Source organism: Nitrosomonas oligotropha, from assembly GCF_009833085.1.
In the GTDB taxonomy this organism is placed as follows: Bacteria; Pseudomonadota; Gammaproteobacteria; order Burkholderiales; family Nitrosomonadaceae; genus Nitrosomonas; species Nitrosomonas oligotropha.
Window position 1 is genome coordinate 46,371 of record NZ_QRBZ01000037.1, and the last position, 22,805, is coordinate 69,175.

General features: G+C 48.2%; 19 protein-coding genes. 16 read left to right on the forward strand and 3 right to left on the reverse strand.

The genetic code is table 11. From position 1 onward, the window contains the following. Positions 1 to 188 precede the first annotated feature (188 nt). The 13 genes from ABD07_RS12260 to ABD07_RS12320 all read left to right on the forward strand — a co-directional run bounded on the left by ABD07_RS12260 (position 189) and on the right by ABD07_RS12320 (position 15,005). Positions 189 to 416, forward strand: coding sequence for a hypothetical protein (locus ABD07_RS12260; protein ID WP_108698128.1), 228 nt, complete (start codon positions 189 to 191; stop codon positions 414 to 416). Between the two features lie 49 nt (positions 417 to 465). Further along, positions 466 to 2,208: a nitrite/sulfite reductase gene (locus ABD07_RS12265; protein ID WP_160818519.1), complete on the forward strand. Its 1,743-nt coding sequence runs from the start codon at positions 466 to 468 to the stop codon at positions 2,206 to 2,208. A 5-nt stretch (positions 2,209 to 2,213) separates the two neighbouring features. Beyond that, positions 2,214 to 2,738 carry a DUF934 domain-containing protein gene (locus ABD07_RS12270; protein WP_205010693.1) on the forward strand — a complete coding sequence of 175 codons (525 nt, stop codon included), beginning with the start codon at positions 2,214 to 2,216 and terminating at the stop codon, positions 2,736 to 2,738. Continuing rightward, positions 2,738 to 3,436 carry a phosphoadenylyl-sulfate reductase gene (locus tag ABD07_RS12275; RefSeq protein ID WP_160818521.1) on the forward strand — a complete coding sequence of 233 codons (699 nt, stop codon included), beginning with the start codon at positions 2,738 to 2,740 and terminating at the stop codon, positions 3,434 to 3,436. The genes ABD07_RS12270 and ABD07_RS12275 overlap by 1 nt, the downstream gene beginning before the upstream one ends. Before the next feature lie 54 nt (positions 3,437 to 3,490). Further along, on the forward strand, positions 3,491 to 4,438 hold the full coding sequence (gene cysD / locus ABD07_RS12280; protein ID WP_338040592.1) for a sulfate adenylyltransferase subunit CysD: 948 nt from the start codon (positions 3,491 to 3,493) through the stop codon (positions 4,436 to 4,438). Positions 4,439 to 4,540: 102 nt separating this feature from the next. Next, complete coding sequence (gene cysN, locus ABD07_RS12285; RefSeq protein ID WP_160818523.1) at positions 4,541 to 5,830, forward strand: sulfate adenylyltransferase subunit CysN; 1,290 nt, start codon at positions 4,541 to 4,543, stop codon at positions 5,828 to 5,830. Between the two features lie 65 nt (positions 5,831 to 5,895). Continuing rightward, positions 5,896 to 6,495, forward strand: a complete 600-nt coding sequence (locus tag ABD07_RS12290) for a response regulator (RefSeq protein WP_338040591.1) — start codon at positions 5,896 to 5,898, stop codon at positions 6,493 to 6,495. 77 nt (positions 6,496 to 6,572) lie between these two features. Next, positions 6,573 to 7,787: an EAL domain-containing response regulator gene (locus ABD07_RS12295; RefSeq protein WP_108698135.1), complete on the forward strand. Its 1,215-nt coding sequence runs from the start codon at positions 6,573 to 6,575 to the stop codon at positions 7,785 to 7,787. Between the two features lie 96 nt (positions 7,788 to 7,883). Continuing rightward, on the forward strand, positions 7,884 to 11,423 hold the full coding sequence (locus ABD07_RS12300) for an FAD-dependent oxidoreductase (RefSeq protein WP_420813534.1): 3,540 nt from the start codon (positions 7,884 to 7,886) through the stop codon (positions 11,421 to 11,423). Beyond that, positions 11,420 to 11,815, forward strand: coding sequence for an Hpt domain-containing protein (locus ABD07_RS12305; protein ID WP_160818525.1), 396 nt, complete (start codon positions 11,420 to 11,422; stop codon positions 11,813 to 11,815). The genes ABD07_RS12300 and ABD07_RS12305 overlap by 4 nt, the downstream gene beginning before the upstream one ends. 293 nt (positions 11,816 to 12,108) lie before the next feature. Next, complete coding sequence (locus ABD07_RS12310; RefSeq protein WP_108698138.1) at positions 12,109 to 13,236, forward strand: Re/Si-specific NAD(P)(+) transhydrogenase subunit alpha; 1,128 nt, start codon at positions 12,109 to 12,111, stop codon at positions 13,234 to 13,236. Positions 13,237 to 13,316: 80 nt separating this feature from the next. Beyond that, positions 13,317 to 13,625, forward strand: a complete 309-nt coding sequence (locus ABD07_RS12315) for an NAD(P) transhydrogenase subunit alpha part 2 (RefSeq protein ID WP_160818526.1) — start codon at positions 13,317 to 13,319, stop codon at positions 13,623 to 13,625. Further along, the gene (locus tag ABD07_RS12320) at positions 13,626 to 15,005 is read left to right on the forward strand and encodes an NAD(P)(+) transhydrogenase (Re/Si-specific) subunit beta (RefSeq protein WP_160818527.1); all 1,380 of its coding nucleotides are present in this window, start codon (positions 13,626 to 13,628) and stop codon (positions 15,003 to 15,005) included. An 86-nt stretch (positions 15,006 to 15,091) separates the two neighbouring features. Here ABD07_RS12320 and ABD07_RS12325 read toward each other — a convergent pair whose 3' ends face one another. Continuing rightward, the gene (locus ABD07_RS12325) at positions 15,092 to 16,606 is read right to left on the reverse strand and encodes an EAL domain-containing protein (protein WP_160818528.1); all 1,515 of its coding nucleotides are present in this window, start codon (positions 16,604 to 16,606) and stop codon (positions 15,092 to 15,094) included. Between the two features lie 85 nt (positions 16,607 to 16,691). Further along, a complete protein-coding gene (locus ABD07_RS12330; RefSeq protein WP_160818529.1) occupies positions 16,692 to 17,735 on the reverse strand; it encodes a phosphoglycerate mutase in 1,044 nt (347 codons plus the stop codon). A gap of 290 nt (positions 17,736 to 18,025) precedes the next feature. Between ABD07_RS12330 and icd the strand changes: the two genes are divergently transcribed. After that, positions 18,026 to 19,276 (forward strand): NADP-dependent isocitrate dehydrogenase, encoded by a 1,251-nt coding sequence (gene icd, locus ABD07_RS12335; protein ID WP_160818530.1) that lies wholly within the window; start codon positions 18,026 to 18,028, stop codon positions 19,274 to 19,276. A gap of 122 nt (positions 19,277 to 19,398) precedes the next feature. Here the strand turns inward: icd and ABD07_RS12340 are convergent, their stop codons facing one another. After that, the gene (locus tag ABD07_RS12340) at positions 19,399 to 19,602 is read right to left on the reverse strand and encodes a cold-shock protein (protein WP_108698144.1); all 204 of its coding nucleotides are present in this window, start codon (positions 19,600 to 19,602) and stop codon (positions 19,399 to 19,401) included. 289 nt (positions 19,603 to 19,891) lie between these two features. Between ABD07_RS12340 and clpS the strand changes: the two genes are divergently transcribed. Further along, the gene (gene clpS / locus ABD07_RS12345) at positions 19,892 to 20,200 is read left to right on the forward strand and encodes an ATP-dependent Clp protease adapter ClpS (RefSeq protein ID WP_160818531.1); all 309 of its coding nucleotides are present in this window, start codon (positions 19,892 to 19,894) and stop codon (positions 20,198 to 20,200) included. 1 nt (position 20,201) lies between these two features. Then, positions 20,202 to 22,457: an ATP-dependent Clp protease ATP-binding subunit ClpA gene (gene clpA / locus ABD07_RS12350; RefSeq protein WP_160818532.1), complete on the forward strand. Its 2,256-nt coding sequence runs from the start codon at positions 20,202 to 20,204 to the stop codon at positions 22,455 to 22,457. Positions 22,458 to 22,805 lie beyond the last annotated feature (348 nt).

The window sequence follows — 22,805 nt, forward strand, 5'->3', positions numbered from 1 at the left end:
AATATGGACAGAAACGGCTAACTGCCGGTAACGGCTGATCAATACGATTGCGGTGTGTTCAAAAAATTTTAATAGAAGCGCAGAAGCTGTTCCGCTCATCAGAATGACAGGTGAACGGCTGGGGTGGCGGATTGCTGATTCATTGGCAGGTCTCGGCAATTTCCCATTAATGAAACAAGGATCGATTAATGAGTACAAATATTGAGAATAAACCGAAACAAGTAACATGGTTCAATGGTTGTGGCGGACGGATCGGTATCGTGGTGGGTGAAAGCGGTGAGCATGCCTATATCGGCATGGCATTGCGGCATGATGAAGACGATGATGTGGACCATATCATGAAGTATGGCGCCAAATTTCCATTGGATGCGGCCTTATTGCTGCCGGTGTCGAAACGGTATACGCACGAATCCTAAAGGCATAATCCATTGGGTATCTTTGAATGAATAGGCGGGGAAATTAACGATGTATCGCTATGATGAATATGATCAGCAAATAGTGGATGAACGTGTCAGGCAGTACCGTGATCAGGTGCGCCGCCGTCTTTCCGGCGAATTGACCGAACAGGAGTTTTTGCCGTTGCGGCTGCAAAACGGTTTGTACATGCAAATACATGGTTACATGCTACGGATTGCGGTGCCCTATGGCCTGATTTCTTCGCAGCAGATGCGCATGTTTGCGCATATTGCGCGTAAGTATGATCGCGGCTACGGTCATTTCACCACGCGTCAGAACATTCAGTTCAATTGGCTCAAATTGCAGGATACACCCGATATCCTCGCCGATTTGGCGTCGGTGCAAATGCACGGCATTCAAACCTCCGGCAACTGTGTTCGTAACATCACATTGGATGAATTTGCCGGCGTTGCGCAGGATGAAGTGGTGGATCCGCGTCCGTATGCCGAAATTTTGCGTCAATGGAGCACGTTTCATCCGGAATTTGCCTATTTGCCGCGCAAATTCAAGATCGCCATCAGCGGTGGTAAAGAAGACCGTGCAGCCATTTATGCGCACGATATTGGATTGGCGGCTATCAAAAATGCGCAAGGCGAAGTTGGCTTCCGGGTTGTGGTGGGCGGCGGTTTGGGACGGACACCGATTATCGGCAGTGTAATCTGTGAATTTGTGCCATGGCAGCATATTCTGACGTATGTCGAATCCATTTTGCGGATATATAACCAATATGGCCGTCGTGACAATAAATACAAAGCGCGTATCAAGATTCTGGTCAAAGCGCTGGGAATCGATGAATTCAGACGTCAGGTCGAAGCCGACTGGGCGGATCTGAAGGACGGTCCCGGCACGCTAACCAGCGAGGAAATCAACCGGGTCGCATCGTTCTTTGCCGATCCGGCGTATGAAACATTACCCGATCATGATTCGAAGCTAAATGAATTCAAAGCGGACAGCCGCTCGTTCTCGAACTGGTTATCGCGCAACGTCAAGCCGCACCGGATTCCCGGTTATGCGATTGTGGTATTGTCATTGAAAAAAACGGGTAATGCACCCGGCGATGCCACTGCCGAGCAAATGGATTTTGTTGCGGATCTGGCGGATCGCTACAGTTTCGGTGAGTTGCGCATCACGCATAAACAAAATCTGGTATTGGCGGATGTCCGGCAAAAAGATTTGATCAGTCTGTGGCAAGAGGCTTCCGCTCAAGAGTTGACGACGCCCAATATCGGTATGCTGACGGATATTATCAGTTGCCCGGGCGCGGAATTTTGCACGCTGGCCAACGCACGCTCGATTCCGCTGGCGAAGTTGATTGCCGAGCGCTTTGAGAATCTGGATTATCTGTACGATATCGGTGAAATTACGCTGAATATTTCAGGCTGCGTCAATGCCTGCGGGCAGCACCACATCGGCAATATCGGTATCACCGGTGTGGAGAAGAAAGACCACGACGAATGGTATCAAGTATCGATCGGCGGCGCGGAAGGTAACGACAGCTCGATCAGCAAAATTATCGGCCCGTCCTTTACTTTTCATCAAGTACCGGAAGTCATTGAGCGTTTGATTCATGTCTATCTGCGTGAACGTTTCGAAGCCGAGAGCTTTATCGACACGGTGCGCCGTGTTGGCCATGCACCGTTCAAAGAACATGTGTATGCGACTGATTTCGCCGCGCAGGAAGACGAAGCCGCCGACAAACATGTTGTGCTGCCCGCGCAATATGATGTGCCTTATTATTCCCCCAGGTTTTAATGAACATGATTATCAAAAATAAAGCGATTGTCGCGGACGATTGGACAGTATTGCGGTTGCAGGAACAAGAAACACCGGAAAGCGTTATTGTTGCAGCCGGTAAGGTCATTGTGCCGCTGAAAGTATGGCAGGCGCAACGCGCAGCATTGCAGGATCGCAAGGAAATCGGTGTATGGCTGGCCAGCGATGAGCGGCCTGAAGAATTGAAAGGCGATATAGAAAAATTTTCCGTGATTGCGGTTGATTTTCCGAAATTCTCGGATGGCCGCGGTTACTCGATCGCCTTCAATCTGCGTGCACGCTTAGGGTATAGCGGAGAATTGCGTGCGATTGGCGATGTACTGCGCGATCAGTTGTTTTATTTGCAGCGCGTGGGTTTTGACGCGTTTGCGCCGCGCCCGGACCGGAAAATTGAAGATGTAATAAAAGGTTTGAGCGATTTTTCCGAAGTGTATCAAACTTCGTTTGATCAAAAACTGCCGCTGTTCCGGCGCGTGCAGCGCAAAGCAAATGAAGCGGCATCCAGCTAATGAGTGATGTGCAACAAAAAATCGAGCAGGTTGTTGCGGTTCTGACCGAAACAATCCATGATTTTGCGCCGGTTACTTTTGCTAACAGCCTGGGCGCGGAAGATATGGTCTTGACCGACATCATTGACCGCTATCAGTTCGCTATCGATATGTTCAGTCTGGACACCGGCCGCTTGCCGCAAGAGACTTATGATTTGATGCAAGTCGTGCGGGAGCGGTATAAAACGCCGTTGCGTATCTATTTCCCCAATGTAAAACAAGTTGAAGCGTATGTCGCGGAGCATGGCGTCAATGGGTTTTATGACAGTATCGAGTTGCGCAAGGCATGTTGCCATATCCGTAAAGTCGAACCGTTGCGCCGCGCCTTGCAGGGTAAACGCGCCTGGATCACCGGAATCAGAAGCGAACAAGCGTCGACCCGGTCGAATTTGAAAGTATCGGCTTACGACATGGACAATCGCATGCAGAAGGTCAATCCGTTACTGGAATGGTCCAATGCGGAAGTCTGGGAATATCTCAAACACTATGACGTGCCTTATAACAAACTGCATGACAAGTTTTATCCCAGTATCGGCTGCGCGCCCTGCACCCGCGCCATTACGCCGGGAGAAGACATCCGCTCCGGGCGCTGGTGGTGGGAAGCGCCGGAAACCAAAGAATGCGGATTGCACAGCGGCAAGGTTGTACCCATAAAATAACATCTGCGATTTGTTTGATTCGCCATCGTCGTAAACCGTCTCAGTCCGGTTGGAATCAGCTTAACTGAGCATGCCGAGTCTGTTGAGAGAAAGAAAATGAGTAACCATCCTTTTAGCCATCTCGATGCGCTTGAAAGCGAAGCGATTCATATCATGCGTGAAGTTGCGGCGGAATGCGCTAACCCGGTTCTGCTGTTTTCCGGCGGTAAGGATTCGATTGTTTTATTACGTCTGGCTGAGAAGGCCTTCCGTCCCGGCCGCTTTCCATTTCCACTGATGCATATCGATACCGGGCATAACTTTCCAGAAGTGATCGCGTTTCGCGACCATCGCGTGAAGGAATTGGGCGAGCGGTTGATCGTGCGCAGCATGGAGGATTCGATTAAAAAAGGCCGGGTGGTGTTGCGTTCGGAAACGCAAAGCCGTAATGCTTTTCAGTCGGTGACACTGCTGGACGCCATCGCGGAATTCAAATTCGATGCGTGTATCGGCGGCGCGCGCCGCGATGAGGAAAAAGCCCGTGCCAAAGAGCGGATTTTTTCTTTCCGCGATGAATTCGGCCAGTGGGATCCGAAAAATCAGCGTCCGGAATTATGGGATATTTACAATACCCGCACGCATCCGGGAGAAAATATCCGGGTATTTCCGATCAGCAATTGGACGGAACTCGATGTCTGGGAATATATCGCCCGCGAGCAATTGGAAGTGCCGGAGATTTATTTTGCCCATACGCGCGAAGTGATCCGCCGTGCCGCTGGTCTGCTGCCGGTTTCTCATCTGGTGCAGCCGCAGGCGGGCGAGAAAACCGAACATATCGTGGTGCGTTTCCGCACCGTGGGCGACATGAGCTGTACCTGCCCGGTGGAATCGAATGCGGCCAATGTCAATGAAGTCATTGTGGAAACAGCGATGACGCGGATTACCGAACGCGGCGCGACGCGCATGGACGACCAAACGTCGGATGCATCGATGGAATTGCGCAAGAAAGAAGGATATTTCTAGCAAATGAATGCGTTGTGAGTTCTAGCGGGCTGCGCGCATCAATCCATTCTTAATAATTTTTTCTATACTTCGTGGTGTTACGAATTACCAAAAGGTTTCCAAATGTCGGCGGCTGAGAAAATTTCCTTTGACCAAACCGGATTATTGCGTTTTATTACCGCTGGCAGCGTGGACGACGGTAAAAGCACATTGATTGGCCGTTTACTGCATGACTCAAAGTCTATTTTTGAAGATCAGTTAACTTCCATTACCAATACAACGCGCAAACGCGGCGCCGAAGGTGTCGATTTATCGTTACTGACTGATGGATTGCAGGCCGAACGCGAGCAAGGGATTACCATCGATGTGGCGTACCGCTATTTCGCCACGCTCAAACGCAAATTCATCATCGCCGATACGCCCGGGCATGAACAATATACCCGCAATATGGTCACCGGCGCGTCGACAGCGAATCTGGCGATCATTCTGATCGATGCGCGTAAAGGCGTACTGACACAATCGCGCCGTCACGCCTATTTGGCCAGCTTAGTGGGAATTCCGCATCTGGTCGTGGCCATCAACAAAATGGATCTGGTAGATTATTCGCAAGCGGTTTTCGACAAGATTCGCAAAGAGTTTAGCGTTTTTGCCGAGAAGCTTAATCTGCGTAACATCGCCTATATTCCGATGTCGGCGCTGAATGGCGATATGGTGGTGGAACGCGGCGATCATCTCAACTGGTATCAAGGCTCAACCTTGATGGACCTGCTTGAGACGGTATCCATCGAGGACGATATCAACCGTGAAGATTTCCGCTTTCCGGTGCAATGGGTGTGCCGCCCGCAAACGAAGGAATTGCACGACTTTCGCGGTTACATGGGGCGTATCGAATCGGGTTCGGTGCGGACGGGCGATGCCGTGACGGTGCTTCCATCCGGTCTGAGTTCACGTATTAAGGAAATTCTCGTGTACGAGGGGCCGGTTGATGAAGCCTTTGCACCGCAATCGGTCACATTGACCATTGAGGATCATTTGGATATTTCCCGTGGCGATATGCTGGTGAAGACAGGCGATACCCCGCAGGTTACCAAGGCGTTTGACGCGATGCTGTGCTGGCTTTCCGAGCAGCCGCTGGATCTAAACCGGAAATATCTGATTAAACAAACGACGCGTGTTGTTAAATCCGTTATCAGCCGGATTGATTATCGCGTCGATGTCAATACGATGGCGCAGGAAACGGCGAGTGCGTTGAAAATGAATGACATCGCGTATGTCGGACTGAAAGTGCAATTACCGCTGGTGTGCGACGATTATGCCGGTAATCGCGCTACCGGATGCTTCATTATCATTGATGAAAGCAGCAACAACACAGTGGCTGCCGGTATGATTTTACCTGCTGAGGGGTCGGCATAAATTCGCGAAAACGAATGTTTGCATGATGGCCGCTGTGGGATCCGAACGAAAATAAAACTGAACTTGTGTTTAATATTGCCGTGCTTTTTCCCGTAGATTCGGGAGAGATGTGTTGCGGCCGTGGTGCGTATTTCCGAGTGATATCAAATCAAGTATGCGATAAATTCGCAGATACAGGTAGAATATCGGCTGGAATCCATCGGGCTGGACGCGCAAGGAAAATATTAAATCAAGCTAACAGTATGAATTTAATAAAAGAACAAGATAAAAAACTGAAGGGATTTACTATCCTGGTGGTGGAAGATAACGAGTTAAACCAGCAAGTTGCAAAAGGCTTGCTGGAATATAATGGCGCGACTGTAGCGATAGCCAATCATGGAAAAGAAGCATTGGAGATGTTGAGTAAATCCCCCTTCGACTGTGTGCTGATGGACATTCAAATGCCCGTGATGGATGGCTTGGAAGCCACGCAATTAATCCGCGCCAACCCGCAGTGTCCGGATACTTTGATCATTGCAGTAACAGCCAACGCGGATCAGCATCACAAGGATTTATGCCAAAGCGCGGGGATGAATGATTTTTTGACAAAACCAATTGATCCAGAACGATTGGTCAATACGCTATTAAAGTGGTTGATGCCAAAGCCGGACGTACAGATTTCATGAGCGCCAAAAGATAAAAAATGAATGGTTTTTTCTTGCTGAATCGGCGGCATCCGATTGAGTATTAATTAAATTTCTGGATGAACAACGAAAAGCCGATACGTGTGCTGGTGCTCGATGATGACAGATTTATGCTTGAATTTGTCAGTCATTTGCTCAGGGATCTGGGTGTCAGCGAAGTGCTGGTTGCCGAGGATGGCAAGGCCGGCTTGTTTGTTATGTCCGCGCAAGTCTCTGCAATTGACTTGCTGATTTGTGACATTGAAATGCCGGGTATGGATGGCATTGAGTTTTTGCGCACTATAGCGGATCAATATTACAGCGGTAAGATCGTGTTATTTTCCGGCGTTAATTCCGATTTGCTCAAGGCAACGGAACGCTTGGCTTCCGTGCGCGGATTGAATGTCATTGGCACATTGGCTAAACCGGTGACGGTCGGTTCGCTGGCAGCCATTTTAGCGCAACTATCGATCCCCATCCCGAGGCGCCCCGATCCTGCCCGGATACGGCAGATTTTTACGGTGGAAGAGATCCAGCAGGCTTTGGCGGCGGATCAAATTGATTTATTTTATCAACCTAAAATCGCCGTTTCCAGCCGCCGTGTTACCAGTGTCGAATGTCTGGCACGGTGGCGCCATGCGCAATACGGATATGTTTCTCCGGATAGCTTCATACCCGTCATTGAGCAAAGTGGATTGATTAATGACTTTACTTGCGATGTGTTGAGAAAGTCCGCGCAACAACTGGATTTGTGGTTGCAGGAAGGGTTTGATTTAAAAATTTCCGTCAATGTTTCAATGGAAAATCTGGACCGGTTTAATTTGCCGGAAATTTATGAGACGGCTGTGCGCGAGTGTTATGTGCCGATTGACCGGATAACATTGGAAATTACCGAAGGCAAGCTGGGAAAGGATTTTGCGCAATCCCTGGATATTCTGACGCGGCTTAGGTTGAAAGGGTTCGGATTGGCTATCGATGATTTTGGCATCGGCTACTCATCGATGGAAACGCTCAAACACATGCCCTTTACCGAACTCAAGGTCGATCGGATTTTCGCGCATGGCGCGGCAAAAGATCCGGCAACTCGCGCCATTCTGGAGTCGAGTATAAAATTGGGTAAGGCGCTTGGTTTGAATGTCGTGGTGGAAGGCATTGAAGCCGAAACAGATTACCAACTGGCGGTAGAGCTCGGATGTGATGAAATTCAAGGATTCTTTATTGCAAGACCGATGCCCGGCGGTGAGTTTACCGAATGGCTAGCGAAACATGAAAAAACAATCGATGAGCGATTCTAAACCATCAGGGCTTCGGACAATAACCAAACACCGGCTGGAAGTACATTCGTATAAAATTGAGTAATAAGAGACTAATTGATTAAGAATATGACAAAAATGGATGCAACGTTGCACACTCAAACGGGAAAAATCGCTGATACGTTAAATTTTAGTTTTGGCTTTACCATAGCCGATTTTTACCGGCGTAGCGGCTTGGTCAAGCTGGACCAAGTATTTCTGGATTTTCTTCGCACCGGCGATGAAGCGCTGTACAGCAAGTTAGAGATTGCGCGCGCGCATCCAGATGATTTGCTGCCAAAAGACGAATCCGCTTTATTGATCGAGATCGCACCTTGGCTGGAAGATTTCATTGCCCGGTTGTTCAACGTCGAGACCGAAGTGCAGCAATTGGCAGCGCGGCATCATGAATTGGCGCCGCTGTATTTTTGTAAGCGGCAATTTGTTCAGCGCCGCGCCAAAAGCAAAGTGAGCGATGAAGAGCTGGCGGGCATTGATGGCTTGGCGCTGGAAAAAGAACTGGCGGCGGAATTCGGTGAGGCTTTCTCAGAGCTGGCTTTTGCCACCAAAGTAACGCAGTGGATGGACGCGGAGGCAGAAAACGAAGCGCGTTTGAACAAGGCGTTGCACTATGCCGCCTGGGCGCTACGCACACCGGCAGGCCAGCAGCATACGCAGCAGGGTATTTTGTTCAAATCACCCGCAAAGCTGGATTTTCAGCATCTGTTGTCGCTGCAAACGGACGATTCGGCCGGTTATACGATGCACCGGCTTGAGCATTTGCGTGAACGCAATGGGTTTGCATTGACCGATAACGGCACCGATCTGATGGGTGCGCTCGATGAAACCAATTACTGCATCTGGTGCCATGAGCAGGGCAAGGATTCGTGTTCCAAGGGATTGATACAAAAATCCAAGTCTCCGGATGAGCCAGCCGCGTTCAAACGTAGCGAACTGGGTGCATTGCTGGCGGGTTGTCCGCTGGAAGAACGTATTTCGGAGTTTCAAAAACTCAAATCGCAGGGCGTTGCGGTGGGTAGTTTGGCCATGATTACGCTGGATAACCCGATGTGCGCCGGTACCGGTCACCGGATCTGCAACGATTGCATGAAATCCTGCATTTATCAGAAGCAAGAGCCGGTCGATATTCCCCAAGCTGAGACCCGCACGTTGAAGGACGTATTGGCGCTGCCGTGGGGATTTGAGATTTATAGTCTGCTGACGCGTTGGAATCCTTTGAATCTGCACCGTCCGGTACCGAAACCGGCGTCTGGGCGCAAGGTTCTGGTGGTGGGCATGGGGCCGGCCGGTTACACGCTGGCGCATCATTTAATGAATGAAGGGCACACCGTCGTCGGCATTGACGGACTTAAGATCGAACCCCTACCGGGAGATATCTCGGGTGTTAACCAGAAGGGCGAGCGTGTGCCATTCCAAGCGATCCGCCTTGCCAGTACGCTGGAAGAAAATCTGGATCAACGTATGCCGGGCGGTTTCGGCGGGGTGGCGGAATACGGCATTACCGTGCGCTGGAATAAAAACTTTCTGAAATTGATCCGCTTGTTACTGGAACGCCGGGAAGAATTCGCATTGTTCGGCGGCGTGCGTTTTGGCGGCACATTGACGACCGATGATGCTTTTGCCATGGGATTCGATCATGTAGCCTTGGCTGCGGGTGCCGGACGGCCGACCGTGCTGGACTTGCCGAATGGATTGGCGCGCGGCGTACGGGCGGCATCGGATTTTCTGATGGGACTGCAACTGACAGGAGCCGGGCAAAGCGATTCCATTGCAAATATGCAGTTACGCTTGCCGGTGGTGGTGATTGGCGGCGGTTTGACCGCGATCGATACCGCAACGGAAGCACTGGCGTATTATCCGGTACAGGTGGAAAAATTCTTGCAGCGCTATGAAATTCTAACGGCAGTGCAGGGAGAAGCGGCAATCCGCGCCGTATGGGATGAGGAAGAACAGCAAATTGCCGAGGAATTTCTCGCGCATGCCCGTGCCATTCGCGCCGAACGCGCGGCGGCCGGACAGGAAAAACGCACGCCGCGGATCATCCCTCTGCTGCAATCCTGGGGTGGTGCAACCATTGCCTACCGCAAGCGCTTGATCGACAGTCCTTCCTATACGTTGAACCATGAAGAGGTGGAAAAAGCGCTGGAAGAAGGAATCTGGTTTGCCGAGGGAATGACGCCAACGCGGGTTAACATTGATGCTTGGGGACATACCCAGTCGGTGCAATTTGCCGTACAGAAACGCGATGAAGCGGGGCAGTGGCAGGATGCCGGCAAGGTTGAGTTACCGGCGCGCGCTTTGCTCGTTGCTGCGGGAACACAGCCCAATACGGTACTGGCGCGCGAAGATGAAAAGATCTATCAACTCGATGGACGCTACTTCAGTGCTTGCGATGAAGAAGGTCATCCGATCAAGCCGACGTACGCCAATCCCAAACCGGACTATCCGTCGGTATTGCTGAGCCGTTACAAGGATGGGCAAGATGGCCGTTTCATCAGTTTCTTTGGCGATTTGCATCCTTCTTATTCGGGCAATGTCGTGAAAGCGATGTCCAGCGCCAAACAAGGTTATCCGGTGGTAAGCCGGGTACTGGAGCGGATCAAACCGTCATTGGATCAACCCGCCGGACAATTCTTCGCAAATTTGAACAATCGGCTGCGGGCAATGGTTCACAAAGTGGAAAGGCTTGCGCCGAATATTATCGAAGTGGTTGTGCATGCGCCGATGGCGGCAGAACATTTTCAACCGGGTCAGTTTTACCGCTTCCAGAATTTCGCCACGCTGGCGACACAGGCCGAAAATACCCGGCTGGCAATGGAAGGTCTTGCATTGACGGGAGCTTCGGTGGACATTGAACGCGGGCTGGTTTCGCTTATTGTTCTGGAAATGGGTGGGTCTTCCGATCTGTGCGCGATGCTGAAACCGGGTGAGCCGGTTGTGCTGATGGGACCAACGGGAACACCGACAGAAATTCCATCCCATGAAACCGTGGTGCTGGTGGGCGGCGGTTTAGGCAATGCGGTGCTGTTCTCCATTGGCGCGGCGGCACGCGCAGCCGGATCGAAAGTGCTGTATTTCGCCGGTTACAAAAAACTGGTCGACCGTTACAAAGTGGCGGAAATTGAAGCTGCGGCTGACATCGTGGTATGGTGCTGCGATGAAGCGCCGGGTTTTACGGCGACGCGCCCGCAAGACAAAAGCTATGTCGGGAATATCGTCCAGGCCATGGTGGCGTATGCCAGCGGTGAGCTGGGTGCGCAGCCGGTAGCCTTGTCCGATGCCGATCATATTATTGCGATCGGTTCGGATCGCATGATGGCGGCGGTCGGAGTTGCACGTCATCATCAGTTGAAGCCTTACTTGAAAGCGGATCATTTTGCGATCGGTTCGATCAACTCGCCGATGCAGTGCATGATGAAGGAAATCTGCGCGCAGTGCCTGCAACCGCATGAAGATCCTGAGACTGGAAAAATTACCTATGTATTCTCCTGCTTTAATCAGGATCAGCCATTGGATCAGGTCGATTTCCCCGGACTTGCAACGCGCTTGCGGCAGAATACGGTGCAAGAGAAACTGACCAGCCGCTGGATCGACCGTTGTTTAAAAACCGGAGTATGACGAAAGTGATAAAACAAGTCGAAGCAGGATCGGATCTGGATGCGCCGTTAGCGGTTGATATTTCCGTGATGAGCCAGATGTTTCATAACAACGCAGCGCTGGTGCGTAAATTCGGCCTCAAATTTATCGAAGTAGCCAATGACACGTTAGTGGAAATGAAAGCCGCGCAGGCTGAAAAAGATTTGCTGGCGCTGGGCCGCTTAGGGCATAAATTGAAATCTTCGGCCAGAACCATCGGTGCCGCGGGTTTTGCCGATTTATGCGAAGCGCTTGAGACCGCGGGTGTCAATAATAACTGGTCCGACGCGGAATCGTTACTGACGAAGATCCCGCCCTTGCTGGAGCGGATTACACAACAATTGGAAAACGAATTCAGCAAAATGGGTGAGTGAGCTTAGCGGCAAAACCGCTTATTGTTATTGTTGTGCTGGCAGCCTAAGAAAAATGCAGTGAGTATAAGTGGCGGAGCGGCCGGTTACATCCGCTGCGCTGTACGCTTCATGTGTTGTCATTATCACTACAATAAACCGGGTGAGCCGTCAAAGAATCAAGTCATATCAAGTTTTTCCTGATCCAATTAATGGCATTGCGTGCAAATTGATTTATAATCCGCAATTCATTAAAAAATTAAGCACAATTTTAGTTTTTATTTGCAAGCAGGTTGGCAAGAAAAGGGAGATTATCAATGCATATAGGCATACCAGCAGAGATTCGCGGCGGAGAAACGCGTGTAGCAGCTACACCGGAGACCGTGAAAAAATATACTGCCAAGGGTGTTCATAAGGTTTCAGTGCAATCAGGCGCTGGAGCGGGAGCGAGTATACCGGATTCGGCCTATCAGGAAGCCGGTGCGACGATTGTCGCAGACGCGGCTGAGTTGTATGCGCAAGCGCAAATTGTACTCAAAGTGCGTGGCCCGGAATCCGCCGAGCTAGCCATGATACGCAAGGATGCGGTATTGTTGGGGTTATTGACGCCGCATCATAAGGAAAGTGTCGATGCGCTGACGCAGCATGGGTTGACCGCATTTGCGATGGAGAAACTGCCACGCATTTCGCGCGCGCAAAATATGGATGTTTTGTCATCGCAGGCCAACATTGCAGGCTATAAAGCGGTGATCATGGCGGCCAACGTGTATCAAAGATTCTTTCCCATGTTGATGACCGCTGCGGGTACTGTCAAAGCAGCGCGGGTATTGATTTTGGGGGCGGGGGTTGCCGGTTTGCAAGCGATTGCAACGGCGAAAAGATTGGGAGCTGTGGTTGAAGCTTTTGATGTGCGCCCGGCAGTGAAAGAACAAGTGGAAAGTTTGGGCGCCAAGTTTGTGGAAGTGCCGCTCAGCGATGAAGAAAAAGCCAAGGCTGAGACAGCGGGCGGCTATGCAACCGAGATGTCGGACGATTACAAACGCCGCCAAGGTGAATTGGTGCATGAACGCGCGATCGCAGCGGACATCATTATCACTACCGCGCTAATTCCAGGACGCCCTGCGCCGGTCTTGATCAAGGAAGAAACCGTTCAGTCGATGAAACCGGGTTCTGTGATCGTCGATATGGCGGTGGAAGCGGGTGGTAATTGTCCGTTATCGGAATTGAATCAGACTGTAGTCAAACATGGCGTGCATCTGATCGGCATTGCAAATATTCCAGGTTTAGTGGCTGCGGATGCTAGTACATTATATGCGCGAAACTTGATGAATTTTCTTAACCTGATGTTAGATCAGGAAAGTGGTGAATTAAAAATAGATCGTGCGGATGAGATTATTGCAGGAACATTGCTTTGCAGCGGTGGTGAAATCGCTGTTAAATCATAATCTGCGGCAAACTTGGAAAATGACGCTAGGTCAGTTGCTGCATCGAAAACGTACGGTTAACGAATTTTAAAGGAGTAATCATGATTGGTGAAGTCGATCCAGTGATTGTCAATTTAACGGTCTTTGTGCTGGCCATTTTTGTTGGCTACCATGTAGTGTGGAATGTCACACCGGCGTTGCATACCCCGCTCATGTCGGTAACCAACGCCGTTTCCGGCATTATTTTAGTCGGCGCTATGTTAGCGGCAGGCCCTATGGAAACGGACTGGGGTGTCTGGCTGGGTGCCGCAGCGGTTACATTGGCTGCGATTAATGTATTCGGCGGGTTTCTGGTAAGTCAGCGCATGCTGGAAATGTTCAAGAAAAAAGATAAAAAAGGAAACGCCTAAATGTCAGCAAATCTGGTTGCACTTGCATATTTAGTAGCTTCGGTATTCTTCATACTGGCGTTAAAGGGGTTAAGCTCGCCTGAGTCTGCGCGCCGTGGCAATCTTTTCGGCATGATTGGCATGACCATTGCTGTCGCCACAACACTGACGCTGACGCAAAACTGGATTTTGATTTTAGGTTGTATCGCTGTGGGTGGTGTGATCGGTGCAATCGTGGCGCAACGCGTGCAAATGACCGCAATGCCCGAGCTGGTTGCATTCATGCACTCACTGGTTGGTTTGGCGGCAGTTTTTATCGCGATTGCGGCAGTCAATAATCCGGTTTCGTTCGGATTGCCCGAGGTATTGCCTGCGGGCAGTAAGCTGGAACTGTTTTTGGGCACGTTTATCGGCGCAATGACATGGTCGGGCTCTGTCATTGCATTCTTAAAACTGTCAGGGCGTATGAGCGGCACGCCGATCGTATTTAGCGGTCAGCATGCGGTTAATTTGTTGCTGGCGCTTGCGATGGTCGGCTGCGGTTTATGGTTCTTCTTCAGTGAAACGACCAATTGGACCGCATTTATTGCCATGACCGCAATTGCATTTGTGCTGGGATTCCTGATTATCATTCCAATCGGTGGCGCGGATATGCCGGTGGTGATTTCCATGTTGAATTCATACTCAGGCTGGGCTGCGGCAGGTATCGGCTTCTCGTTGGGTAACCCAATGCTGATCATCGCCGGATCGTTAGTGGGCAGTTCGGGTGCGATTCTCTCGTATATCATGTGTAAAGCGATGAACCGTCCGTTCTTGTCGGTCATCTTGGGAGGATTTGGCAGTGATGGCGGTACTGCGGTAGCGGATAATGGCGAGCAAAAAACCTACCGTAGCGGTAGCGCCGACGACGCAGCTTTCCTGATGGGAAATGCCGATAGCGTGATTATCGTGCCGGGTTACGGTCTGGCAGTTGCCAGGGCGCAGCATGCGGTGAAAGAATTGGCTGAAAAGTTACATGAAAAAGGCGTCAATGTGCGCTTTGCCATACATCCGGTAGCCGGACGTATGCCGGGTCATATGAACGTGTTACTCGCGGAAGCTGAGATTCCTTACGAACAAGTGCAGGAAATGGAAGAAATCAACAGTGACTTCTCGAATACCGATGTGGTTTTGGTATTGGGCGCGAATGATGTGGTGAATCCTGCGGCTTATGTTGCGGGCAGCCCGATTTATGGCATGCCGATATTGGATGCGCATAAAGCGCGCACCGTTATGGTGGTTAAGCGCAGTATGGCGGTCGGTTATGCTGGGCTCGATAATGATCTGTTCTATATGGATAAAACCATGATGATTTTTGGCGATGCCAAGAAAGTTGTGGAGAGTCTGGTTAAGGCTTTGTGATTTTTAGAATCTAAAAACAAAAGGCGCAATTACAATGAATTGCGCCTTTTGTTTTTTATCAATGCGTTTTTTCAATGCTTACAGCGCTAAGCAACCGATTCAAGATCATTGAACGGATGCGGCTTAGCAATACCAAATCCTTGCGCATAGTCCACGCCAATTTCCCGCAGCTTTGCCGTGATGTCATCGGTTTCAACGAGCTCAGCGATGGTTTGAGTACCGGCTTTAGTGGCAAATTCGTTAATGCTGATTATTCTGGCTAAGTCTTCCTCATCGCGCAGTATGTTGCAAACAATGCTCCCGTCAATTTTCAGATAATCGACTTTGATCTTATCGAGCAGACTGAATGATTCCGGAGTTTCATTGAAGCTGCATAGTGACACCAGGCACCCTAATTCACGAATTTTATTGGTAAATGTGCACGTGTCATTGGTAAGGGTTTCCGCATCGGAAATTTCAACTTCAAAACAAAGGCTGGAAGCAGGAACTCCCGTTCTTTTTAATAAATCCTGAATGAAACCGGGGAAGGCCTGGTCATTCAGAGAGTCTTTGGCAACATTCAAATAAAATACCGAATTGGCATTAGGGTGATCCGACAGCCAGTGGATAATGTGATTAATAATCCAACGATCCAGTTTAGGCATCATCTTGAATTGATCGACAAGCGGCAGGAACGAGCCCGGGGGCATGAGATTATTTTCTTCCTCGTGCATACGGATCAGAATTTCGTAATGGGAGGACGAAGAAACAGAAGGCTTGATGGGAATTATTTTCTGGCAATATAAATTAAATTCCCCGCCTTCAATGGCCTGAGCGATGCGCGCCGCGGTTACGCCCTGCTGTTTAGGCGTTTGTGCGCTGGGCTGAGGGCTGGCTTCTTTCTTAACAGGTACTGGATCGGATTTCTTCGGTTCCGCTTTCACTGCATTTTCGTCTTTGATGCTTTTTGATGAAGCACGGGTTTTTTCTTGCGCCCGAGGCGTGTGCAATGTATAGAAGCCGATCGTTTTGCCTTTATTATCAAGGTGCGGAAGGTATTGTTCCGTGAAAATATAAGGAAACCCTTTGGTGGATTTAAGGACACGTTCGTTATGTATGGTTTTCCCGGCTAAGATTTCTTCAATACGGTTTTGGATATCGGAGAAAAATTCTTCATTTGAAAATTCCTTTAAATACCGGCCATCGATCTGGTCGGGTTTTAGTCCGAACCAGCGGCGGAAAATCCGGTTATGGTAGCGGCAACGCAGATCGTTATTAAAATAAGCCAGCATGACCGGGATGTTTTCATCGATAAATTGCGATTTTACTTTATTCTCGGAAGCGGTTTTTTCCGCCCATAACCGGTGCTTGATCTCATTACCTAGCCTTTCCTTGCTGATAGAAAGCTGATCGGAAAGATTCCGTGTATTTTTTTCTGTGCGTGCTATCTGAATGATTGTAACCAACATCATGAAGATTAATGAAAACCATAATGCAGTTTGCCAGTGCGGTTCGATTTCGGCGATCAAGTATGGGCCAGCGGCTAGGGTAACAGCCAGCGTGAATGCAATGCTGATGGCCAAATAAGGCTTAACGCTATTAAATAAAGAAGTTTTTTGCACGGTAATTCCTTATTCTTGTTAGCTGAAGTGCTTGATAAAGGGATTGGCTGTAAAGATATCGCGATACTGTTTGTTCATAATCCGGCTAGTGTTTTCTACTGTGGATAGAAAGCGGTTTGGTTATGCGCCAGAATTTCCATAAATCGGAGCGTGTCAGCGAAAAGTCTCTGGATGAAATCTCATTGAGCGCCGTGATGGTCAATTGATTGATTTTTCCTTCCTTTAATGCGGTATGTAAAGGAGCGAACCAGTTTTGCTCCATAACCTTAAGTGTTTCACGCCAGTCATAAGCATTTCTGTATTGAGCTTTTCCTCGCAATGAATCCAATACGACAAGATGATCGCCAGTGGGTCCCGTCATGAGCCATTCGTCCGCATCGGTCGGTAGCCTTGAATGGCTTGTGCCATTGGCGAGTGCTAATGCGCGAGGAAAGTCATTATTACTCCACACATGCGAATAAGGCGATCGGACAAATTGCGGCATGTTTCCGCCACCCCATAGCCAGATGCTATTGATGGTCAATTCACCATGCGATTCTCGCGCTTGATTGACCGGGTGCTCATGCAACAACATTTGAATTTCATTGAAAATTTTATGCCATAGAATACTGTCGGCACCGGATGGCAAGAAATTATTGATGTTTTTACAAGTAACCTGGCTAAGCGTATGCGTGTGCATTTCTGTCATTGCGGGTAAGCGTATGTACCACCGGTCCGGTCGTAATGACGAGAAAGTGAAGCCATCATGACTGAAATTATGATTGATATCTTGTGTCAATTCATTGGCTTCTTCTTCGGAGATCTGGAAAGCTTGGCTATCAGCGAGCATGATATGATTTTGTTCAATGCGAAGGTGAACAGGATCGGCACGCATCCAGAAATCTTTACTGGCTTTTGCCAGGTCAGGCGCATCGGTGTGCAGCATGATCGGTGCAATAGGCCAGTTATTTTGTTGTTGTGCGATATTAAATTGTTGGCACAGCCAAGCTTCCATTTCGTGTATTGGATTTGTCGAAGAGATGCTTTTTGATAACAGTGTTTCCAGGTGACGCGTTGATAATTCATCATAAATGTTTTGCTGCAATGCATCAGGCCAGAATAGATCGGGTATGAGAAGATGTAAATTCATTGTAGAGAATAAATCACATGAGGTGATTTTGGTAATTGATTGATTTTGCTGACTTCAGTTTTGGTGCTGATTCGGATGGTCAGCATTAATAATAGGTTTTGCTGATATTGTCTGTCATGGAAAGGCATCCTGTTTATAACGTATAATGCTCATCGAGTTTAAGTCCATTCCAGTGTAACAGTGAGAAGATTTCTTGCGGTGCGGCTGAGATAGGGCGGTCATATAGTTTTGCATAAAAAATCCCCGATAATTGGCTCATTATAAATTGTATTTGAATACTTGGAGATGCTATGTATCAGCATATAAAGATACCCAGTAATGGAGAAAAAATTCGCATCAGTACCGATGGTTTGTTGAAAGTACCTGATAATCCAATCATTCCTTTTATTGAAGGTGACGGGATCGGTATTGATATTACTCCAGTAATGAAGAAAGTTGTTGATTCTACGGTTGAAAAGGCCTATGGAGGGAAACGCAAGATTTCATGGATGGAAATTTATGCAGGTGAGAAAGCAACGCAAGTGTATGGACCGGATGTGTGGTTACCGGATGAAACTTTACAAGCCGCAAAAGAGTTCGTGGTTTCCATTAAAGGTCCGCTCACAACTCCGGTAGGCGGGGGTATTCGTTCGATTAACGTCGCGTTGCGTCAGCAGCTCGATTTATATATCTGCTTGCGGCCTGTGCGCTATTTTAGCGGCGTGCCCAGCCCGGTAAAAAGTCCGGAAAAAACGGATATGATCATTTTCCGGGAAAATTCCGAGGATATTTATGCCGGCATTGAATGGGAAGCGGAATCTGAATCTGCTAAGAAAGTAATTGATTTCTTGCTTAAAGATATGGGAGTAACGAGTATACGTTTTCCTCAGACCTCCGGTATCGGTATAAAGCCCGTTTCAAGAGAAGGTACGGAACGTTTTGTACGCAAAGCCATTCAGTATGCCATAGACAATCAGCGCAAATCGGTAACACTGGTGCATAAAGGCAATATCATGAAGTTTACCGAGGGCGCATTTAAAAAATGGAGTTATGCAGTGGCAGCCTCCGAATTCGGAGCAGAGTTGCTGGATGGCGGTCCATGGATGAAATTGCCGCCGGACAAGGGCGGAATTATCGTTAAAGATGTGATTGCGGATGCTTTCTTGCAACAAATCTTATTGCGTCCGGAAGAGTATGATGTGGTGGCTACTTTAAATCTGAATGGTGATTATATTTCTGATGCGCTGGCCGCGCAGGTTGGGGGGATCGGCATTGCGCCGGGAGCTAACTTGAGTGATTCTGTTGCGATCTTTGAAGCAACGCATGGCACTGCGCCTAAATATGCCGGGAAAGATCAGGTAAATCCCGGTTCGATTATATTATCCGCAGAGATGATGCTGCGTCATTTGGGCTGGGTGGAAGCGGCCGATATGATTATCAAAGCGATGGAAGCAACTATTCAGAATAAGATTGTCACCTATGACTTTGCGCGATTAATGCCGGGCGCTCAGCAAGTTTCGTGCTCTGCTTTTGGGAACGCGATGATTAAATATCTGTCTTAATAAAGACAGGATTTGAGAAAGAAGGTAAAAAAATGCCTCTTCCCGTTACAGGAAGAGGCATTTTACTATCAGGCTAAAACCTTATTATTGTCAATAAGTCCTAAACCAGTATTTTATAAAAGTTAAGTGGATTGGATGTTAGAGGCTTGTTTTCCTTTAGGTCCTTGAGTGACATCAAAACTCACTTTTTGACCTTCTTTAAGGGTTTTAAATCCGGACATGTTGATTGCTGAGAAGTGCGCGAATAAATCTTCACTGCCGTCATCTGGAGTAATAAAACCAAAACCTTTGGAATCGTTGAACCATTTTACTGTACCTGTTGCCATTTCTACTTCCTATATAAAAAACTGGGCCGGAAACCCTAATACTATTTGAATTTCAAGACCATTGACGGATAAAACCAGTACCGCTGAAAACTTGAAGTCAAACGCCATTTGCTGTTTTACGCAAATCCAGGGTTAAAGTCAAGAGGTTACGGGATATTTATGTTTGCGGATTTGGTAATTATCTTAAGAGACTTGAAAATTTTGTCGTAATCGTCAAATATGTCATTACTGGAAGGAAGTATTTTTATGCTAATTATATTTATAATTGGAGTCAGATAGGGAAAGCGTGATGACGGAAAGTAACACAGAAGCCGTTAAACTTGCAGAGGATAAGGTAAGGCATGAACTGCCCCCACTGTATAAGATACTATTATTAAATGATGATTTTACACCGATGGAGTTTGTGATTGAGGTGTTGAAGCTATTTTTCTCTATGAATCAAGAGCAAGCGACGCGAATAATGTTAAAGGTGCATACGGAGGGAGTTGGAGTGTGTGGCATTTACCCTAGTGATATCGCAAGTACAAAAGTTAAGCAAGTGGTTGAATTTGCCAGGAAGAATCAACACCCACTTAGATGTGTAATGGAGGAAAACTGAAATGATCGCGCCAGATTTGGAAGTCAGTTTGCATATGGCGTTTGTGGAGTCCAGGCAAAAACGTTATGAATTCATTACGGTGGAGCATTTGTTGCTGGCAATGCTGGATAATGCAAGCGCCGCTGAGGTACTGAATGCTTGTTTAGTCGATATTGAAGAATTGCGGTTGGTATTGCTGGATCATATTTCACGGCATACCCCGGTCATTAAGGGCAGCGAAGAAGTTGACACGCAACCGACCTTGGGTTTCCAGCGGGTGATACAACGCGCCATATTGCATGTTCAGTCATCGGGGAAAAAAGAAGTGACCGGTGCCAATGTGCTGGTGTCAATATTCGGTGAAAAGGATTCTCACGCGGTTTATTTCTTGCATCAGCGAGGTGTGACGCGTTTGGATGTGGTTAATTACATCTCGCATAATATCCGGAAAGTACCGCAAGAGAATGATGCTAAAACCGGGAGCGAAGGAGAGACAGAGCACGAATCGAATGCCGGTGGATTGCTCGAAAGTTACACGGTGAATCTCAATCATCTGGCGCTTATCAATAAAATCGATCCATTAATCGGGCGTGAAAAGGAAATCGAGCGCGTTATTCAAACGCTATGCCGTCGCCGTAAGAATAACCCTTTGCTGGTTGGTGAAGCGGGTGTTGGAAAAACAGCAATTGCTGAGGGCTTGGCAAAACGTATTGTTGAAGAAGATGTGCCTGATCTTCTGCTCAAGCATCAGATTTATGCGCTTGATATGGGAGCATTGTTAGCCGGTACCAAATATCGTGGTGATTTTGAGCAGCGCTTAAAAACATTGCTAAAACAACTCACTGATAATCCTGCTGCGATTCTATTCATTGATGAAATTCATACGCTCATCGGCGCAGGCGCTGCATCCGGTGGAGTTCTGGATGCATCGAATCTGCTGAAGCCGGTTTTAAGTTCGGGGCAATTACGATGTATTGGCGCTACCACTTTCAGTGAGTATCGCGGGATCTTCGAGAAAGATCATGCATTATCAAGACGTTTTCAACAAGTAGAAGTAAATGAGCCTAGTGTTGATGAAACAGTAGCTATTTTGCGCGGGCTGAAATCGCGCTATGAGCAGCACCATAAGGTCAAATATACTGCTGGTGCATTAGTTTCTGCCGCCGAGCTATCGGAACGCTATATCAACGATAGGCATTTGCCGGACAAAGCCATCGATGTACTCGATGAAGCGGGGGCTGCGCAACGATTATTGCCGAAATCCAAGAAACGTAAAGTTATCGGCAAAAGTGAAATTGAAAGCGTGGTCGCGAAAATTGCACGAATCCCGCCGCAAAATATTTCGACCAATGATCGCAATAAGCTGAGAACACTGGGCCGTGATATGAAAGCGGTTGTTTTTGGGCAGGATAATGCAATCAATGCATTAACGTCCGCGATCAAAATGGCAAGAAGCGGACTTGGTAACCCACGGAAACCGGTGGGTTCTTTCCTTTTTTCGGGTCCAACTGGGGTGGGAAAAACCGAAGTCGCACGGCAACTGGCCTATGCATTAGGCATTCATTTGCATCGCTTTGACATGTCTGAATACATGGAACGTCATGCGGTGTCGCGCTTGATCGGTGCACCCCCGGGATATGTCGGATATGATCAGGGCGGTTTGCTGACTGAAGCGATGATTAAACACCCCTATTCGGTTCTATTATTTGATGAGATCGAGAAAGCGCATACGGATGTTTTCAATATTCTGCTGCAAGTCATGGATTATGGGACGTTGACAGACAATAATGGCCGTAAAGCTGATTTTCGCAACGTCATTATCATTATGACCACCAATGCAGGCGCCGAGTCTTTGACCAAATCCTCCATCGGATTTACACAATCGAAGTTTGCGGGTGATGAATTGGTCGATATTAAGAAGCTTTTCACACCTGAATTCCGCAATCGGCTTGATGCCATTATTTCGTTTGCGTCGCTAAATCAGGAAATTATCTTGCAGGTAACCGATAAATTCTTGATTCAGCTGGAAACTCAGCTACATGAAAAGAAAGTGGAAGCGACATTCACGGATAAATTGCGGAATCATCTTGCAAAATACGGCTTCGATCCGCTCATGGGGGCTCGTCCGATGGAACGGTTGATACAAGACACCATTCGCAGTGCGTTAGCCGACGAATTGTTGTTCGGGCGTTTAGTCAGCGGTGGTAAAGTGACTGTTGACATCGACGGTAACGATAAAGTGGTGCTGCTATTTGAGGAAGAGGCCGCAGTTATTTGAATCCCGCTGCAACGAAATAAAAGTGCGCTATAGATATTTTCTGTAGAATCAATGAAATGCTGTCGCGTGCTTTTATTTTTGCCCTATTTCTATTACCACTAATTCAGGCGGCGTTTGCGCGAATTTATCAATGGAGATTGGCGTGTTTGGACTGCGAAGCGCGCTAATATTGCATAGCAAAGCAAAGGTTTTGATGGGAATTGCTGAGAAAATCCACGTGCAAGAAAAGTCATTGAAAGTCAAAAACAATTTCCCTGGAAAGCCAAAGAATAGTCTAAAATCATAGATGCGGACTACCAGCAATTAAGATAAATTCAGACCTTATATGTAAGAAATCTCAGGGTTGTT

Excerpts from the sequence above, each read along its gene's own strand:
- clpA (WP_160818532.1), top strand. The coding sequence starts at position 20,202 with ATGATCGCGCCAGATTTGGAAGTCAGTTTGCATATGGCGTTTGTGGAG.
- ABD07_RS12295 (WP_108698135.1), top strand. The coding sequence starts at position 6,573 with ATGAACAACGAAAAGCCGATACGTGTGCTGGTGCTCGATGATGACAGA.
- ABD07_RS12305 (WP_160818525.1), top strand. The coding sequence starts at position 11,420 with ATGACGAAAGTGATAAAACAAGTCGAAGCAGGATCGGATCTGGATGCG.
- ABD07_RS12260 (WP_108698128.1), top strand. The coding sequence starts at position 189 with ATGAGTACAAATATTGAGAATAAACCGAAACAAGTAACATGGTTCAAT.
- clpS (WP_160818531.1), top strand. The coding sequence starts at position 19,892 with ATGACGGAAAGTAACACAGAAGCCGTTAAACTTGCAGAGGATAAGGTA.
- ABD07_RS12265 (WP_160818519.1), top strand. The coding sequence starts at position 466 with ATGTATCGCTATGATGAATATGATCAGCAAATAGTGGATGAACGTGTC.
- cysN (WP_160818523.1), top strand. The coding sequence starts at position 4,541 with ATGTCGGCGGCTGAGAAAATTTCCTTTGACCAAACCGGATTATTGCGT.
- icd (WP_160818530.1), top strand. The coding sequence starts at position 18,026 with ATGTATCAGCATATAAAGATACCCAGTAATGGAGAAAAAATTCGCATC.
- ABD07_RS12330 (WP_160818529.1), bottom strand. The coding sequence starts at position 17,735 with ATGAATTTACATCTTCTCATACCCGATCTATTCTGGCCTGATGCATTG.
- ABD07_RS12270 (WP_205010693.1), top strand. The coding sequence starts at position 2,214 with ATGATTATCAAAAATAAAGCGATTGTCGCGGACGATTGGACAGTATTG.
- ABD07_RS12340 (WP_108698144.1), bottom strand. The coding sequence starts at position 19,602 with ATGGCAACAGGTACAGTAAAATGGTTCAACGATTCCAAAGGTTTTGGT.
- ABD07_RS12315 (WP_160818526.1), top strand. The coding sequence starts at position 13,317 with ATGATTGGTGAAGTCGATCCAGTGATTGTCAATTTAACGGTCTTTGTG.
- ABD07_RS12310 (WP_108698138.1), top strand. The coding sequence starts at position 12,109 with ATGCATATAGGCATACCAGCAGAGATTCGCGGCGGAGAAACGCGTGTA.
- ABD07_RS12320 (WP_160818527.1), top strand. The coding sequence starts at position 13,626 with ATGTCAGCAAATCTGGTTGCACTTGCATATTTAGTAGCTTCGGTATTC.
- ABD07_RS12300 (WP_420813534.1), top strand. The coding sequence starts at position 7,884 with ATGGATGCAACGTTGCACACTCAAACGGGAAAAATCGCTGATACGTTA.
- ABD07_RS12275 (WP_160818521.1), top strand. The coding sequence starts at position 2,738 with ATGAGTGATGTGCAACAAAAAATCGAGCAGGTTGTTGCGGTTCTGACC.